Genomic DNA, 14,920 nt, shown 5'->3' on the forward strand with positions numbered 1-14,920 from the left:
TGCCATCACCCTAAAACTGAAATGCCGCCGAGACGGTGAAGCGGCTGTCGTCATCGCCGTCGCCGAAGCGATCGGTACGGCCATATTCGAGATTGACGTTGGTGCTGTTGAAGCTTGCCTGCTCGGCTGCCGCCAGCCGCAGGCCGACGCCATAGGCGGCGCCACGCGAGAAACCGTTCTCAAGCGCCGTCGGATCGTAAAGCTTGACGCCGCCATAGGCGCCGAAGACGTAAGGCGAGATCACCACCGCCCCTGCCGTGGTCGTCCCATCCGGCAGGTTCGTGCCCTGCTGTGCCGGAAACTCCGGCCAGCCGAAGGGCAACGCGAAGCTGGACGCAAACGGGAATTGCGCTTCGGCCCGCAGCACGAAACCGGAATCCCCCTGCATGGCGCCGGTCGGGAAACTCGACAGGCCGGCCGACGAGACGATGCCGATCTGCTCGGAATTAAGCAGCGGCTGACCGAAGGAGGTCTGTGCCCTCGCCCTCAGATCGAAGGTCAGATGCTCGGCAACCGGCTGGCGATAACCGAGGGTGACTTCCAGCTTCTGGAAATCGGCATCCGCGCCCTGGCGCGACAGCGGTGTGCCACTGGCGGCAGCGTCGGCCGCATCGCGCGCGCCAAGCCCGTTGATGCCGAAGGAGCCGGTCATGCTCGCACTGACCAGGGCATCGCCGGAGACATACCAGGAAAGATCGGCGCCGGTGCGCAGGATGCGCAGCCGGTCCTTCGATAGCGTCACGCCACCACCGTTCAGCAGCTCCAGCTCCTCGTCCTGCGCATCGAAGCCGCCGTTGAGATTGAGCGTCAGTTCGCGCGAGCGGATCAGCGGATAGGCAAGCCGCGCCGAATAGCGGGTGAAGTCCGACATAAACTGCAGGCCGGATGCGCCGGTCTCCGGTGTCGTGCGCGCCGCCGTCGCCTCGAGGTTCAGCGTCAATCCGTCGATACCGATCGGAAAGGTGACGGCGCCGGCCAGCGACCGATTGCGCGGCGAGCCGGTGAAATAGCCCTCGCCGCCGCCGAAGCGCGGCGCACCGGAGGCCCTGAGATAGATGAGTTCGCCGAGACCGAGCACGGAATTGAAATCGACGCCGATGCCGGTGTTGTAGTGACCGAGCGCATCGGTGGAATTGTTGTCGCCGGAGATGAAGCCAGTGACCGGCTTGTAGCGCGCCTCGATCGTCAGTACGCTGCCGCCGGGCTTTGTCCCGCGCGACAAGGTCGAGCGCAATATTGTGCCGGGCAGGTCGCCGGCCAAAAGCAGCCGCCGCTCGATCTCGTCGTTGGTGAGACCCTTTTCGCCGACCAGCGGCGCCAGCATTTTGGCTATGCGATCGCGAATATTGCCCGGAAGATGCGAGGTATCGATGTTTTCGACGAAGCCGTCGATGACGACGATGCGCAGGACCGCGCCGTCCGTCAGACGCTGGGCCGGCAGAACCACGCGCACCAGCCCATATCCTCCGGCCGCATAAGCCCGCTCCAGCTGACCGGCCGCTTCGAACAGCGCCGCAGCCGTCACCTGTTTGCCGGAAAGGCCCTTGGTGATACGCGCCTCATCCTCGGCAAAGCCAGGCAGCCCACCCTCGACCTTGACGGCCTTCAGGCGCACCGTGAGCTTCTCCGCACCCTTGGGCGCGACCGGACCGGATGCTTCCGGAATGACGATGCCGCTGCTCTGCTTCTGCAATTGCGGCTCGAAACTTTGCGGCGTCACCTGCGATGCGGTTAGAGCAAAGGCTGTACCGACAGCCGCCGACAGCAACACGGCCGTCGTCCCCGCCCAAAGCATAGCATGTAGCGCACATAGTCCCGATGTCTTTTCAGGCACGATACCCAATCCCCTTCCGACCCCTGTCTCGCACTCATCTGCCCGACGAATCGGTCGGCGCCGCCACGCCAGACCAATCGTCGTCGCCCCTCGACACACAGCCGCGTTGGCATTCGCCCCCATGTTCAAGGGATCGTGCATTCGCCCGCGAGCCCGATCGAGGATGACGCTAGGGAGAATCGGTCCCTCTGTCTGCGTCCATTTTTGAAAGCGGTGAAAATCCAATACCCATAGATTCATGGGGGCTTTATTCTGCAATCTATGAGAGTCGTCTCACGTGAGTTCAGCTCTCACAGGATGGTGCCGGGCGATGAGCCCAATAATGCGCGAACTCTTGAGGAGACATGATTGAGGATGAGCAACTTGAGCGCCTGCGCCATGGCATATTCCTCATAGAAACCGCGCGAAACCCATAGCGCCGAACGGCCTCTTCGGCCGCTCCAGCCGATGCCGCCGATCACCTCCGCCGCCGACAGCTTGCGGCTCGTATGGGCGCGCGACAACCCGGAGGCTCGCGCCAGGTGAGTGACGGCACTGATGTCGGTCAGGTGTCGATCCTGCTCCCCCACCGAATCGGGATCGATCCCGGCAATGAGCCGATCCATCAGCAAGCCGCCCGCGTCGGCCCAGGTAAATATGGTGTAGAGCGGCCCGGGCGCGCGAATGTCCGGGCTCGACAGAAGGGCATAGGCGAAATGGGGCTGGACGAAAGTCAACAAATGCTCCGGTGCACCCAGGAACCAATCCCTTCGATCGCCGCCAAGAAGGCGATCGAGAACCTCGAAATGCACCTGATACCAATTAGGCAATAGCGAGAGTGCCGCAGATGACGGCACCACCTCGCCCGTATCGTCGTCATGTGGCGCGCCGATTGGGCTGATGATATCGCGCCGCAGGGCTTCGGCGAAGAAACTGTTGGCCGTATTCCGGCTCGAAAGGCCATTTTGAAGGGCGAGGTGGACAAGGGTAAGCCGTGTGAGCTTGGGTCCGCCGGTATGAACGGACCAGAAGTGATGGGCGAGAGCCGCCTGGTAGAGCAGCCAGCGCTGCTGCGTGGCAAGCAACTCCGCAAGTATCGGTGAGGCTTCATGAACCGCGATGAAACTATACGCCAGCTGCTGCAACGCATGCGGAAACATCTCCGTCGCAATCAGGCGATCCACATCGCGCCGCGGGGCAGTCCCGTCGCCGTGGATGGCGAAGGGGGACACGGCAATTGAGAGATTACACAGCCTGCACATCAACAGCGCTCTTGAGACAGGGATCGATTTCGCCGTATCAGCCGCCTGACGGAATTGACGGATAAGACCGGTCCACCAGTTCGCGCTGCCCCACGGCCAGCGAAGAAAGCTACCGATGGTTCAATGTGTCGTCTGCGTCCATTTTTGAACGCATCCAAGTCGGCTCGCCCCCGTTAGGCCCAGCGCGTCGCACCCGGAAAGGGGCCTCAAGGGGTTTGGAGCGTAGAGGCGAAGGGGGTACGGTATCGCATATCTTCGAATCATGGGTTGGCGGTGCTGAGCGATGCGCGTTGCGATTTTGGATGATTGGCATGATACGCTGCGAGGGCTACCCTGCTTTGCCAAGCTGGAAGGCCACGACGTTACGGTTTACAATGACCATCTGCAGGACACGGATGCCCTTGTGGAACGGCTCCGGGAAACCGAAGCCCTCGTCCTCTTCCGGGAACGCACCGCGATCCGGCGTCCGCTGATCGAACGTTTGCCCAAATTGAAACTGATCAGCCAGCGCAGCGTCTATCCGCATATCGATATTGATGCCTGTACCGAGCACGGCATCGTCGTTTCTTCCAATCAGCATGCGGACACGCCTTCCTATGCAGCGGCGGAGCTGACCTTTGCCCTCATGCTGGCCTCCGCACGCGCCATTCCGCAACAGATGGCATCGATGAAGAGCGGCGGCGGCTGGCAGATCGGCGTCGGAACGACGCTGCGCGGCAAGACGCTCGGCATCTACGGATATGGGCGCATCAGCAGAGCCATGGCCGGCTACGCAACGGCCTTCGGCATGAACGTGCTAGTCTGGTCGCGCGAAGCCTCGCGTGCGCAGGCGGCGGCCGAGGGATATGCGACCGCCCCGGACAAGGAAGCCCTGTTTCGCGAGAGCGACTTCCTCACACTGCACATGCGCCTGGTACCGGCGACGCGCAACTTAGTCACGGCCGCCGATCTCGCCTTGATGAAGCCCTCCGCAACGCTCATCAACACCAGCCGCGCGGGGTTGATCGCGCCGGGCGCGCTTGAGGCGGCCTTGCGCTCGGGCAGGCCGGGCTACGCCGCCGTCGATGTCTACGAGGTCGAACCGCTTGCGGAGGGCAAGCATCCCTTCCTGGAAATGCCGAACGTGATCTGCACGCCGCATATAGGCTATGTCACTCGAGAAGAATATGATCTTCAGTTCAGCGACATCTTCGACCAGATCGCGTCCTTCGCTGCAGGGCATCCGATCAACGTCGTCAATCCGAGCGTATTGCCGGACATATCAAATCGTTAGACGCTCGTGTCCGAGGCCGTCGATACCTGCTGGCATTGATCAGCGTGGCTTCGGTCGGCTCGCTCCCCAGAATTTTGACGACCTCAAACGTGATTGAGGTCGCGGCGCGACTTATCTTTGGGCATGATCGGCTGGAGATACAAAGGCCAATCCTTACCGAACCGATCAATGCTTTTCATTCCGCTTCCCTTCGTCGTCGCCATCTTGCTCGTCGTTCTCTTTGTCGCCGTCAAAGCGCGCGACGATGGGGCGTCGCCCAATTTTCCCTTTCAAGCTCTCATTCTTCTGGCTGCATTGCAGGCCACACTTTCGGGATTGCGATGGGGTTACGCCATTCAGCCTGTCATGTATGTCATGCCGGTCGCGGCAGCTGTGGTTCCGCCGCTTGCCTATCTCGGCGTTTCCAGGCTGGCGCGCAAAAGCTCCCTTTCCACAATTCAGCAGATTTGCCTGCACGCTCTTCCGGCCGGGCTCATTGTCGTGCTGATCGCGATGTGGCGCGACGCGATCGATATCGCCATCGTCCTTACCGATGTCGGCTATGCCGCAGCAATCCTGCTGCTCATGCGGACGGGCACGGACGCGCTTCGCCTCGCGCCATTCGAAAACGCCGACCCGACCTACAGGGCCATCCTCTTTGCCGCCGGCGCTCTTCTCTTATCGGCGGCGGTGGATACCTTCATCTGGCTGGACTTTGCCTGGGCCGGTGGTGAATATGCGTTGAAGATCATTACCTTCGGAAATCTCGCGGCGCTCGCCATCCTTGCCATTGCTGCTGCCGCTGCCAGCCACAGCCATGCGCCCGCCGACAAGGCGGAGATTGTCCGCCCGCCTGAATTCCTTCAGGACCAGCAGACGCTTGCCGCCGTGCAAACATTGATGAAAGACCGGCATGCCTATCGCGATGTCGATCTCAATCTTGACCGGCTGGCGCGCAAGCTTGCGATCCCCGCCCGGCAGATTTCCGCCGCCATCAACCGGGCGACCGGCAAGAACGTCTCGCAATATGTCAACGAATACCGGATCGCGGAGGCCTGCTCGCTGCTGGCAGAAACCGAGAAGCCGGTGACGGAAATCATGTTCGATGTCGGCTTTCAGACGAAGTCGAACTTCAATCGCGAGTTTCGGCGCGTCACGGATACGACGCCGCTTGAGTGGCGCGAAAGGTCGCTCAGTCCCTCCAGCTGACGTCCGCCACATCAAGGCTGACTGAATCGCGATCGAGCACGACCCGGAACATGTTTGAGGTCTCTCCATCCCGCTTGAACGGTGATGCTCTCAGGTATGAGCACCATCACCGATCACGACCACAGACTTGCCGCAACGCTCACCTCCCTTTCGCTTGAGCGGGAGCAGACGACACAGGGCCCGCCGCACAAGCCAGCGCGGCGCGCCCTCCTTCCCCTGACCCTGGCAGTACTTGCAGCTGCCGTCAGCCTGACCATCGCCATCTATCGGCCCGGCATGTTCCATCCGTGGGAAACACCGATCCCCGTGAGGCAAGATCTGCGGAACGAGCAGCGCGCGACGGAAGCCTCCCGAGCGGCTGACCAGGCGAATGAAAGGGATCGCAGGCGAGTTGCCCCCGTCGGGCAGATTCCAGCAACCCGTGAGATAACCGGCGCCGGGACGGTCGTAGCGCCACGCACGACGACAGTGTTTTCCAAATACGAAGCCAGGATCACCGGCGTCGCGGTCGAATTGGGCGATCATGTTGAAGCGGGCCAGGTCTTGGTCACGCTCGATGACGCCGTCGCCCATATCGCGCTCGAAAAGGCCAAAGCCGTCAGATCCACAGCCGGTCTGGCACTTGCGGCCCGCAACATCGATCTAGCGCAGGCGCGGGCGTCGCTGGACCGCCTCGAAAGCCTCGCCAGCCGCGATGCGGCCTCACGGCAGCAATTGGAGGAATCGAGAACGGCGTTTGCCCGCGCATCCAATGCGGTGGCGCAGGCCCGACAGGATCTCGCGACAGCCGAACTTGGCATCCGCTCCGCCGAAGAACCCGTGACGGAACTGACGATCCGCGCACCCTTCGCTGGCACGGTGACGCGGCTCAACGCCCATGTCGGCGACAGCGTCCTTGCTCGCACCGACAGCGTGCGCGAAAACCAGAGCCTGCTTGTCATCACCGACACGACAAGCATGGCAATCGATGCCGATGTCGCGGAGACCAATGTCGCATCTCTCAAACCGGGCTTGCGGGGCGAGGCCGTGCTCGACGCATTTCCGGATCGCGCCTTTGCAACCGAAGTGATGCAGCTCGCGCCCGTAGCCTCCATCGAAAAGGGCACGATCACGGTCCGCCTCTCCCTCGTCGACCCGCCGGACGGCATCCGGCCGAACATGGCCGCGCGCATCCGCATCCCCCTTGCAGACAAGATCAGCCAGAACGGAGACAGCAAGCCATGACCCATGCCGCCTATATCGACCTCAAGGAGGTGCGGAAGGCCTATCATATCGGCAAGGAGGATATCCCGATCTTCTCGGGCCTGGACCTCGCCATTCCGCAAGGCGATTTCGTCGCGATCATGGGGCCGTCCGGATCGGGGAAATCGACGCTCCTCAACATGCTGGCCGGCATCGACCGGCCGGATGCCGGCAGTCTCGGCATTGGCGACCATCGCCTCGACTGGATGGGCGAGTCCGCCCTCTCCGCGTGGCGGGCGCACCATATCGGCATCGTCTTCCAATTCTACAATCTGCTGCCGATGCTGACGGCGGCTGAAAATGTCGAGCTGCCGTTGCTGCTGAAACCTCTGACCAGAAGAGAGCGGCGTGAACGGGTCGGCAAGGTTCTCGACCTCGTCGGGCTCGCCGGACGGGAAAAGCAATATCCCTCGTCCATGTCCGGTGGACAGCAGCAACGCGTCGGCATCGCCCGCGCCATTGTCTCCGATCCCGATCTGCTGCTCTGCGACGAGCCGACCGGCGATCTCGACCGGGCGTCCGCAGACGATGCGCTGCGCATTCTGTCCTTCCTCAACCGCGAACTCGGAAAGACCATTGTCATGGTGACCCATGATCCGCGAGCCGCGGGCTCGGCCAGACGGACGCTGCATCTCGACAAGGGGCAATTCATCGAAGCGGGGACAGCAGGCTGATGACGTTCCTCGACCTTGCCCGAAAGAATGCCTGGCGAAAACCGGTGAGAACGGTTCTCCTTGTCGTCTGCATTGCCGTTGCCTTTCTCATCTATGGGCTGACAGCCAGCTTCCTTGCCGGCTCGCAGGGCGTGTCGGCCGCCAGCGACAATATCCTCGGTGTCATGAGCGCGAGCGGGCGCGGGCAGGTATTGCCGATGGCGCATCGCGCTCGCATCGCGGCCGATCCTGATGTCGCTGCGGTGGGCTACATGACGCGCCTGCGCGGCTTCGTCGATGTCGAAAAGAATGTGGTCCCCATCAGTGCCGTCGATCCGGCACTGCTGATGGAAACGAACGGCGAGGAGCTCGGCCTTACTTCCGATCTGCTCCGGGGGATCGATCAGGGTCGCGACAGGGTGCTGGTCGGGCGGGCGCTGGCCGAAGCCGAAGGTTGGTCGGTTGGCGAGCACATCACCGTCACCGCTTTCCAGATAGCGAAGCTGGATGGCAGCCGCGACTGGCGTTTCGAGATCGCCGGGATATTCGAGGGCGAAAGCGCCAGCACCGACACCTACTTCACCATCGCCCGTTACGATTACGTCAACGCCGCGCGCGCCAGGGATAAAGACACGGCCGATGCGTTCATCGTCCGGCCACGCGAAGGCGTTTCGCCGGCAACGTTGGCCGCCCGCATCGATGCGCTGTTCGCCAACTCCGCCGCAGCCACGCGCACGCAATCAGAAAAGCAGTTTCTCGAAGCCTTCCTGCGCCAGTATGCCGATATCGGCCTTATCGTCGATCTGGTCACGGGTGCCGCCTTCGTCACGCTGCTGATGATCGTCGTCAACACCATGGTCTTTGCCGTACGCGAACGGACGTTCGAGATCGCCATGCTGAAAACGCTCGGCATCTCGCGCATGAGGATCATGGTCCTGGTTCTCGGCGAGACTTTGCTGATTTTCATCGCCGGCGGTGCCGTCGGGCTGGCGCTGGCGAAGATAGCGACGATGCTTGCCGGCCCAGCGCTCGGGCTCGTCTTTTCGCCAACCGTGCTGGCCTATGCAACAGCCATCGCCTTCGCTCTTGGCCTTGCGACCGGCATCCTGCCGGCCGTCAACGCCATGCGAACCCCCATCATGAAAGCTTTGCGAACGAGATGACCGACATGTCCACTCAAATCAGGCAGATAATGGTTGCGACGAGAACCGCGCTCGGCAGCATGAAACGGCGCCTCGCGATCTCGCTCTCCATGGCGCTATCGGTATCGCTTGTCGTCATGGTCCTTATAGGCTTCCTTGCAATGGCGGATGGTTTCGAGAGGGCCTTGAAGGGCGCCGGCTTCCCGCTCGTCGCCGTCGTGCTTGGCGGCGGCACGAACCAGGAGACCGGCTCCGATATTCCCGCCGATGCGATCCGCAGTCTCAAGGCCGCCAGCGGCGACACCGGCGTCCTTCGCGATGCGGCCGGGGGCCTTCTCGCGTCCCGCGAGCTGGTGATCCCGGTCAATGTCTCCCGCGCAGGGGATGGAGCCCCAAGAACCCTTGCCCTGCGCGGCATGGATGCAAGCGGCCTCTCGATCCGGGACGGTATCACCCTTTCGGACGGAAGATCGTTTGCGCCCGGTGCCAGAGAGATTGTGGTCGGCACAGGCATCGTCCGCGACTATCCCGGCTTCGACATCGGCGCCAAGGTGCGGTTAGGCACCGTCGACTGGACCGTGGTCGGGCATTTTACCGCCAACGGCAGCGCATTCGAGTCGGAAATCTGGGGCGACATCGACGCGGTCCGTGCCGCCTTCGACCGACAGGGAGAGGTACAAAGCCTGCGATTGCGGCTCACCGATCCATCGTCCCTCGGCAGATTGAACGCCGTGCTGGCGACGATTGCGGAAACGCCGCTGACAGCCGTGTCCGAGACCGGGCTTTATGCGGGACAGGCGGGCCGCACAGCCGATCTCATCCGCCTGTTCGGATGGCCGATCGCGCTGCTGATGGCTGTGGGAGCAACGGCCGGCGCACTCAATACGATGATGAGCTCCATTTCGGACAGAACCGTCGAGATTGCGACCGTGCGAGCGCTCGGCTTCAGCCGTCTGTCCGCCTTTCTGGCGACGTGGTTCGAGGCGGCTCTGTTGGCCGCAGCCGGAGCGGGCATCGGCGTATTGGCATCGCGGCTCGTCTTCGACGGCTGGCGCGCCAGCACCATCGGGGCGAATGATACCAGCATGGCTTTTCAACTCACCGTGAGCTTCGACGTCATGCTGACCGGCGGTCTGCTCGGCCTCGCAATCGGGCTTTTCGGCGGCGCACTTCCGGCACTGGCCGCGAGCCGGCTGCCACTGATCGCCGCCTTGAGAGCCCGTGGATAGATTGATCGCCCGGCACCGCATGGTTGTCACCGGACCGCCATGCGCGCTCGGCGGCCCCTGCCTTTAACCAGTTTTTAATCATCAAGTTGAAGCACCAGTCATCCTTCGATAAAGGAAGGGCATCGGCCCCTCCGTTGCTCCGTGGATAGCAAATTGACAATGGAAAATTTGCTTCAATTGCTGGATTTCATGGAGGAGTATACTGATCGCATCCTTCCCGTCGCGATCCTGTTGCTCGCTGCGGAGATCTTCTTCCCGAAGTCTCGTTATAGCTACATATCGAAGCTTCGCGGCGCCGTCTTCTGCGTGACGAACATCCTCATAACCAAGGCTAGCCTGACGCTCTTCTACTGGCTTTGGGCCGATATCGGCATCAAGCCATTGTTCCAGATCGACCTGACATTCCTCTCGACGTTTTCAGATGCGTGGCCGCTGCACCTGCTGGGTGCCATAGCTGCTTCCTTCCTCGTTCTGCAGGTCAGCGAGTTCTTCTACTATTGGTTTCACAGGCTGCAGCATAGTAGCAGGTTCTTCTGGCGCTTCCATGCCGAGCATCATTCGCTGGAGGAGATGAGTGCCTTCAACAGCAACCATCATTTCAGCGAAGAGATCTTCAGAATTCCGTTCCTGATCATCCCCGTCTCCCTGCTCTTCGACTTCAAGCAGGATTACGTTCCCTGGATCTGGGTGTTCTTCGTTCGCTGGCAAGGTTATTTCGAGCATAGCTCGACACGCCTCAATCTGGGTTGGGTCCGCTACGTTTTTCCCGACAATCGCTTTCACCGCATTCACCATTCGACCGAGCAGCAGCACTTCAACAGGAATTTCGGCAGCGGCTCCGCGATCTGGGACATTCTGTTCGGGACTGCCTATTATCCGAAGGCCACGGAATGGCCCGATGTCGGCCTGCCCAATATTCGCGAGCCACAGAACTTGACCGAATTTCTCGTCCGACCCTTTCGGCGCGACAAGCATGGCTAGGGCGTCGATCATTCAGCCGGCCTCTCAATACTTCCACCCCGATATCAGCCAAAAAGATCCGGCTTCGTTAGAATTTTAGCTAAACCTAAAAGCGGTCATCAAGATCACAGCTCTACTATCGGTATGTCTGGCCGAAAAGAGTTCGGCGGCACCATGACGGTGCCAAGGCAGCCTTGGTAGGGCTTCGCTTCAGACAGCTGCACTTTTGAACGGGGAGCCCCTCGAAGGGGACGAAGTGCTCCATGCCTCTGTCAGCTTTTCTTCGCCGCCGCGCAGCGATGGCCGTACGCGTACACGACACCTTATGCACGTTCATTGACGGGACGATCGTCGCGCGGGCCGACAATTGGCGGCCGCTCAGCAATAACGACGACGCACGCCGCGCTCTGGGTCACACGTCATATCGCGGCGAGTTGGTGCCGGTCTACGATCTGGCGACAAAGATGGGCAACACGCCCTCAAAGAGCTGCGAGATCGCAATCATCAAGATGGCTGGCGGCTACGTTGCATTTCTGATCGATGAATTCATCGGCAGCACGTCGGCGGCGAGCGAAGCCATCCGCCTTTCGCAGCTCGATATTTTTGGCCGGGACCGCGCGGTCGCGTGACATCGCCTTCCCGATGCCACGAGAAGGCGGCCTTGCCCTCGATTGCGTAATGGAAATCGGCGGCCTCGCGCTGCGGATCTTACCAATTTGTAATATGCTGTTCAGGTGGCTGAAAATTTTCCAAGGCAAATCTGGGAAGTAATCTTTTGGGTAGTGGGGCCCTGACAGGTCATGAAGATTCTTCTGGTGGAAGACGATTCGAAAACCGCGGAGTATATTGCGCGTGGGTTAAATGAGGCCGGACACAGCTGCGAAACCATCAGAGACGGCACCGATGCGCTCTTTCAGATAACCAGGGAAGCATATGACGTTCTCGTCATCGATCGAATGATCCCTGGCCTGGATGGGCTCTCGCTGGTCAAGGCCGCAAGGGCGGCAAAGATCAAGACGCCGGCCCTATTTCTCACCTCGATAAGCGGTGTCGACGACAGGGTCGAAGGGCTTGAGGCCGGCGGCGACGACTATCTGACGAAGCCCTTCGCATTTTCCGAGCTGATTGCGCGAGTAAACGCGCTGGCGCGCCGACCGCCGGTTCAGGACCAGAAAACCGTCCTCAAAGTCGCGGACCTGGAGCTGGATATCGCCAAGCGCCAGGTCCATAGACGCGGAATTTCGATCGATCTCCAACCCCGTGAATTCACGCTACTGGAAGTTCTCATGCGTGGCGAAGGCCGCGTGCTGACGCGAACCATGCTCCTGGAGCGTGTGTGGGACTTTCACTTCGATCCGAAGACAAGTGTCGTGGAAACCCACATCAGCAGGTTGCGCGCCAAGATCGACAGGCCGTTCGAGGTGGCGCTTCTTCATACGGTCCGAAATACCGGGTACTGCATTCATGCACCGCGGTAGGCTGTTGCGCAGCACACCTTTTCGGCTGGCGCTTTCATTCGGGCTGTTCTTCATTCTGGCCTTTCTGATTGCCGGATTAGTCGCCTATGGCCTGATGAAACGCGAACTCGCGCGATCGCTCGACGTCTCGATACAAGACACCTATTCGGTCGTTGCATCGACTTTCTCCTCGAACGACCTCGAAGATCTCGTGGCGGCCGTATCCACCTATTCTGCCCTGAAGCCTCCAGAGGATCAGGTCTTTCTCCTCCTCGATTCCAAGGGAGAAAAGCTGGCGGGCAATGTCCATGCCGCCCGCATCGAGCCAGGACTTTCGACCATACCCACGGCACTCCTGGGGTTGAAGGAGGGAGATCCGATCAGGGTCATGGCCGGCAGCGTCGGCGGCAACAGCCTGGTCGTCGGCCAGAGCTATCGCGAGATAGATCGTATCGAACAGATCGCGCTGATGAGCTTCTCCTGGGCCTCCATCATCATCGTGGCGGCGATGGTGTTTGGCGGAACGCTGCTTGCAAGCCGCACGCAGCGGCGGCTCGACGCCATCGAACGAACCATGATCGAGGTCTCGGCAGGAAATCTCGCCCGGCGGATACCGATCCGCGGAAACGGAGACGATATCGATGTTGTCTCGACCCACATGAACGAGGCTCTCGCCCGCCTTTCAGGCCTGGTGGAGGGAATGCGGCAGGTTAGCGCGGATATCGCCCACGATCTGAAGACGCCGCTCAATCGCCTGGGCTTGACAATAGAGCAGTCGCTTCAGCGACTGGACGAAGCCCGCGACGTCGAAGACCTCATGCTCGATGCCAGGGATGAGATTGCCGGAATAAACGCCACATTCGAGGCGCTGCTTCGGATTTCGCAAATCGAAGCCGGAGCTCGAAAAACGCGTTTCAAGACGATCAATCTTTGGGAGATCATGGCCTCGGTCGCGGAGATTTACACCGGGGTCGCCGAAGATAGCATGCAGACGCTGACATTGGCGCCGCTGGTCGCTGGTCCGTGCATGATCAATGGCGATCGGGAACTACTCACCCAGCTCTTCGTGAACCTCGTGGAAAACGCAATCACGCATTGCCCTGCCGGCACCACGATTATCATGTCGCTTGCGGATGACGCGCATGTCTACCGCGCTTGCGTGTCCGACAGCGGCCCGGGCATACCGGAAGCGGAGCGCGAACTCGTCTTCAGGCGTCTTTACCGGCTAGACAAAAGCCGAACGACACCGGGCAACGGATTGGGTCTCAGCCTTGTCAAGGCAATCGCTGATCTTCACGCAGCTCGCGTCACGCTGGACGACAACAGGCCGGGACTGCAGGTCGCATTGTATTTCCCGCGAATCTGATCCGGTCGATCGACCAAGACGACATAGGAAAATCTCGCTGCCTTCTTTGGCGCTAGCTCAAAATACGCAAGCCCGATCAAAGATATGGAACGGGGCCGAACACCCGCAATCGATAAGTCAGCCCGACCGCCGCCAGGTAATCATAGAGCTGGTAATATAGTTCCAACCTGCACCAATGACAGCTCCCGCCAGGCCCGCAAGCCACCATTGAGGTTCCCGGGTGTAAAAGAGCGATGACACACCGGTTCCCGCGACGACACCGACGCTGCAGAATGCTGAAAACAAGACCAGGCCCGTCAGGAACCGCGCGCCATGGCGGCGACGATCGCGATATGTGAGTGAGTTGTTGAGCGTGTAGTTCGATACGACTGCAGTCAGCATTGCGGCTGCCTGGCTTGCCGGAAACGCAAACCCCGCCAGCAGCAGCAGTCGCAGTGCGGTCAGATGGACGATCACACCGCTGAGACCGACGAGACCGAATAACACCATGCGCGGCGAAATAAGATCGCCGGACCATTTCGCGACGAGCAGCCCGAGATATTCAAGGACGACCGACGCATCCAGTTTGCTTTCACCGTGAATTCTTGGGCGAAACACGTAGGAAATTTCCCCTATTTTCAAGGGCGTCGGCGATGACGCGATGACATCAAGCAGGATCTTGAAGCCTTGCTGTGAGAGCTTGGGGGCAAGTTCGTCGATCAACGCGCGTTTGACCATGAAGAAGCCGCTCATCGGATCTGACGTATCGACCTTCAAGAGGCGCTGCGCCATGCCGATGGCCATCTGGCTCCCGGCTTGCCGAATGCGATTGAACCCCTCGCCCGACGAGCCTTCTTCACCATATCTCGTTGCGACCACGAGATCGATCCGACTGCTTCGCATCATGGCCAGCATGGCCGTCAGCCGTGTCTCGTCATGCTGCAGGTCGGCATCCATCACTGCAACGATCGGCGCCGATGTGGAAAGAATGCCTTCGAGACATGCACCGGCCAGCCCCCGCCGATGAACCCGTCTTATCGCGCGGATACGGCGATCATCGAGAGAAAGGTGCCTGACAACATCGACCGTCTTGTCGTTCGAATCGTCGTCAACGAAAATCACCTCCCATGCGATACCGGCAAGCGCAGCTCGAAGGCGCTCCACCAAGGGGACGATGTTTTCTCGTTCGTTGAAAGTCGGTATGACCACGGAAAGCTCGACACTTTCCTGCTGTGCAATTCCGGCTTTTGTGATTGTCATATCCCCGGACCATGCGCCGAAGGGAACTAAATCAGATGAGGTCATAGGCGTCTAATATTCCATGAGCGGAAGGTCGAGTTCTCTCGACGAATTCGC

At 60.5% G+C, this 14,920-nt stretch carries 13 protein-coding genes; 10 read left to right on the plus strand and 3 right to left on the minus strand.

From position 1 onward, the window contains the following. Positions 1 to 10: 10 nt before the first annotated feature. Both ACIQWP_RS00685 and ACIQWP_RS00690 read right to left on the minus strand, forming a co-directional pair. On the minus strand, positions 11 to 1,834 hold the full coding sequence (locus tag ACIQWP_RS00685; RefSeq protein ID WP_402780813.1) for a ShlB/FhaC/HecB family hemolysin secretion/activation protein: 1,824 nt from the start codon (positions 1,832 to 1,834) through the stop codon (positions 11 to 13). Positions 1,835 to 2,124: 290 nt separating this feature from the next. Beyond that, on the minus strand, positions 2,125 to 3,075 hold the full coding sequence (locus ACIQWP_RS00690; RefSeq protein ID WP_402780816.1) for a hypothetical protein: 951 nt from the start codon (positions 3,073 to 3,075) through the stop codon (positions 2,125 to 2,127). 283 nt (positions 3,076 to 3,358) lie between these two features. Between ACIQWP_RS00690 and ACIQWP_RS00695 the strand changes: the two genes are divergently transcribed. From ACIQWP_RS00695 to ACIQWP_RS00740, 10 genes are all read left to right on the plus strand, one after another. Beyond that, positions 3,359 to 4,348: a D-2-hydroxyacid dehydrogenase family protein gene (locus ACIQWP_RS00695; RefSeq protein ID WP_402780819.1), complete on the plus strand. Its 990-nt coding sequence runs from the start codon at positions 3,359 to 3,361 to the stop codon at positions 4,346 to 4,348. A 168-nt stretch (positions 4,349 to 4,516) separates the two neighbouring features. Next, entirely contained in the window at positions 4,517 to 5,536 is a 1,020-nt protein-coding gene (locus ACIQWP_RS00700; protein WP_402780822.1) for a helix-turn-helix domain-containing protein, read from the plus strand. A 96-nt stretch (positions 5,537 to 5,632) separates the two neighbouring features. After that, positions 5,633 to 6,760, plus strand: coding sequence for an efflux RND transporter periplasmic adaptor subunit (locus ACIQWP_RS00705; protein ID WP_402780825.1), 1,128 nt, complete (start codon positions 5,633 to 5,635; stop codon positions 6,758 to 6,760). Next, positions 6,757 to 7,452 (plus strand): ABC transporter ATP-binding protein, encoded by a 696-nt coding sequence (locus tag ACIQWP_RS00710; RefSeq protein WP_402780828.1) that lies wholly within the window; start codon positions 6,757 to 6,759, stop codon positions 7,450 to 7,452. The genes ACIQWP_RS00705 and ACIQWP_RS00710 overlap by 4 nt, the downstream gene beginning before the upstream one ends. Then, positions 7,452 to 8,594, plus strand: a complete 1,143-nt coding sequence (locus tag ACIQWP_RS00715) for an ABC transporter permease (RefSeq protein ID WP_402780831.1) — start codon at positions 7,452 to 7,454, stop codon at positions 8,592 to 8,594. Before ACIQWP_RS00710 ends, ACIQWP_RS00715 begins: the two co-directional genes overlap by 1 nt. 5 nt (positions 8,595 to 8,599) lie before the next feature. Then, the gene (locus tag ACIQWP_RS00720) at positions 8,600 to 9,802 is read left to right on the plus strand and encodes an ABC transporter permease (RefSeq protein WP_402780834.1); all 1,203 of its coding nucleotides are present in this window, start codon (positions 8,600 to 8,602) and stop codon (positions 9,800 to 9,802) included. A 159-nt stretch (positions 9,803 to 9,961) separates the two neighbouring features. After that, a complete protein-coding gene (locus tag ACIQWP_RS00725; RefSeq protein ID WP_402780837.1) occupies positions 9,962 to 10,783 on the plus strand; it encodes a sterol desaturase family protein in 822 nt (273 codons plus the stop codon). A gap of 242 nt (positions 10,784 to 11,025) precedes the next feature. After that, positions 11,026 to 11,391 (plus strand): chemotaxis protein CheW, encoded by a 366-nt coding sequence (locus ACIQWP_RS00730; protein ID WP_402780840.1) that lies wholly within the window; start codon positions 11,026 to 11,028, stop codon positions 11,389 to 11,391. Between the two features lie 171 nt (positions 11,392 to 11,562). Next, the gene (locus ACIQWP_RS00735; protein ID WP_402780843.1) at positions 11,563 to 12,240 is read left to right on the plus strand and encodes a winged helix-turn-helix domain-containing protein; all 678 of its coding nucleotides are present in this window, start codon (positions 11,563 to 11,565) and stop codon (positions 12,238 to 12,240) included. A 4-nt stretch (positions 12,241 to 12,244) separates the two neighbouring features. After that, on the plus strand, positions 12,245 to 13,585 hold the full coding sequence (locus ACIQWP_RS00740; RefSeq protein ID WP_402780846.1) for an ATP-binding protein: 1,341 nt from the start codon (positions 12,245 to 12,247) through the stop codon (positions 13,583 to 13,585). Between the two features lie 117 nt (positions 13,586 to 13,702). Here the strand turns inward: ACIQWP_RS00740 and ACIQWP_RS00745 are convergent, their stop codons facing one another. Further along, on the minus strand, positions 13,703 to 14,824 hold the full coding sequence (locus ACIQWP_RS00745; RefSeq protein ID WP_402780849.1) for a glycosyltransferase family 2 protein: 1,122 nt from the start codon (positions 14,822 to 14,824) through the stop codon (positions 13,703 to 13,705). Between the last annotated feature and the right edge of the window lie 96 nt (positions 14,825 to 14,920).

Source organism: Rhizobium sp. NPDC090279 (genome assembly GCF_044769665.1).
Taxonomy (GTDB): Bacteria; Pseudomonadota; Alphaproteobacteria; order Rhizobiales; family Rhizobiaceae; genus Rhizobium.

Bases quoted from the DNA above. Each gene is read 5' to 3' on its own strand.
- ACIQWP_RS00735 (WP_402780843.1), top strand. From the start codon at position 11,563: ATGAAGATTCTTCTGGTGGAAGACGATTCGAAAACCGCGGAGTATATT.
- ACIQWP_RS00705 (WP_402780825.1), top strand. From the start codon at position 5,633: ATGAGCACCATCACCGATCACGACCACAGACTTGCCGCAACGCTCACC.
- ACIQWP_RS00745 (WP_402780849.1), bottom strand. From the start codon at position 14,824: ATGACAATCACAAAAGCCGGAATTGCACAGCAGGAAAGTGTCGAGCTT.
- ACIQWP_RS00725 (WP_402780837.1), top strand. From the start codon at position 9,962: ATGGAAAATTTGCTTCAATTGCTGGATTTCATGGAGGAGTATACTGAT.
- ACIQWP_RS00695 (WP_402780819.1), top strand. From the start codon at position 3,359: ATGCGCGTTGCGATTTTGGATGATTGGCATGATACGCTGCGAGGGCTA.
- ACIQWP_RS00715 (WP_402780831.1), top strand. From the start codon at position 7,452: ATGACGTTCCTCGACCTTGCCCGAAAGAATGCCTGGCGAAAACCGGTG.
- ACIQWP_RS00710 (WP_402780828.1), top strand. From the start codon at position 6,757: ATGACCCATGCCGCCTATATCGACCTCAAGGAGGTGCGGAAGGCCTAT.
- ACIQWP_RS00730 (WP_402780840.1), top strand. From the start codon at position 11,026: ATGCCTCTGTCAGCTTTTCTTCGCCGCCGCGCAGCGATGGCCGTACGC.
- ACIQWP_RS00690 (WP_402780816.1), bottom strand. From the start codon at position 3,075: ATGTGCAGGCTGTGTAATCTCTCAATTGCCGTGTCCCCCTTCGCCATC.
- ACIQWP_RS00700 (WP_402780822.1), top strand. From the start codon at position 4,517: ATGCTTTTCATTCCGCTTCCCTTCGTCGTCGCCATCTTGCTCGTCGTT.
- ACIQWP_RS00720 (WP_402780834.1), top strand. From the start codon at position 8,600: ATGTCCACTCAAATCAGGCAGATAATGGTTGCGACGAGAACCGCGCTC.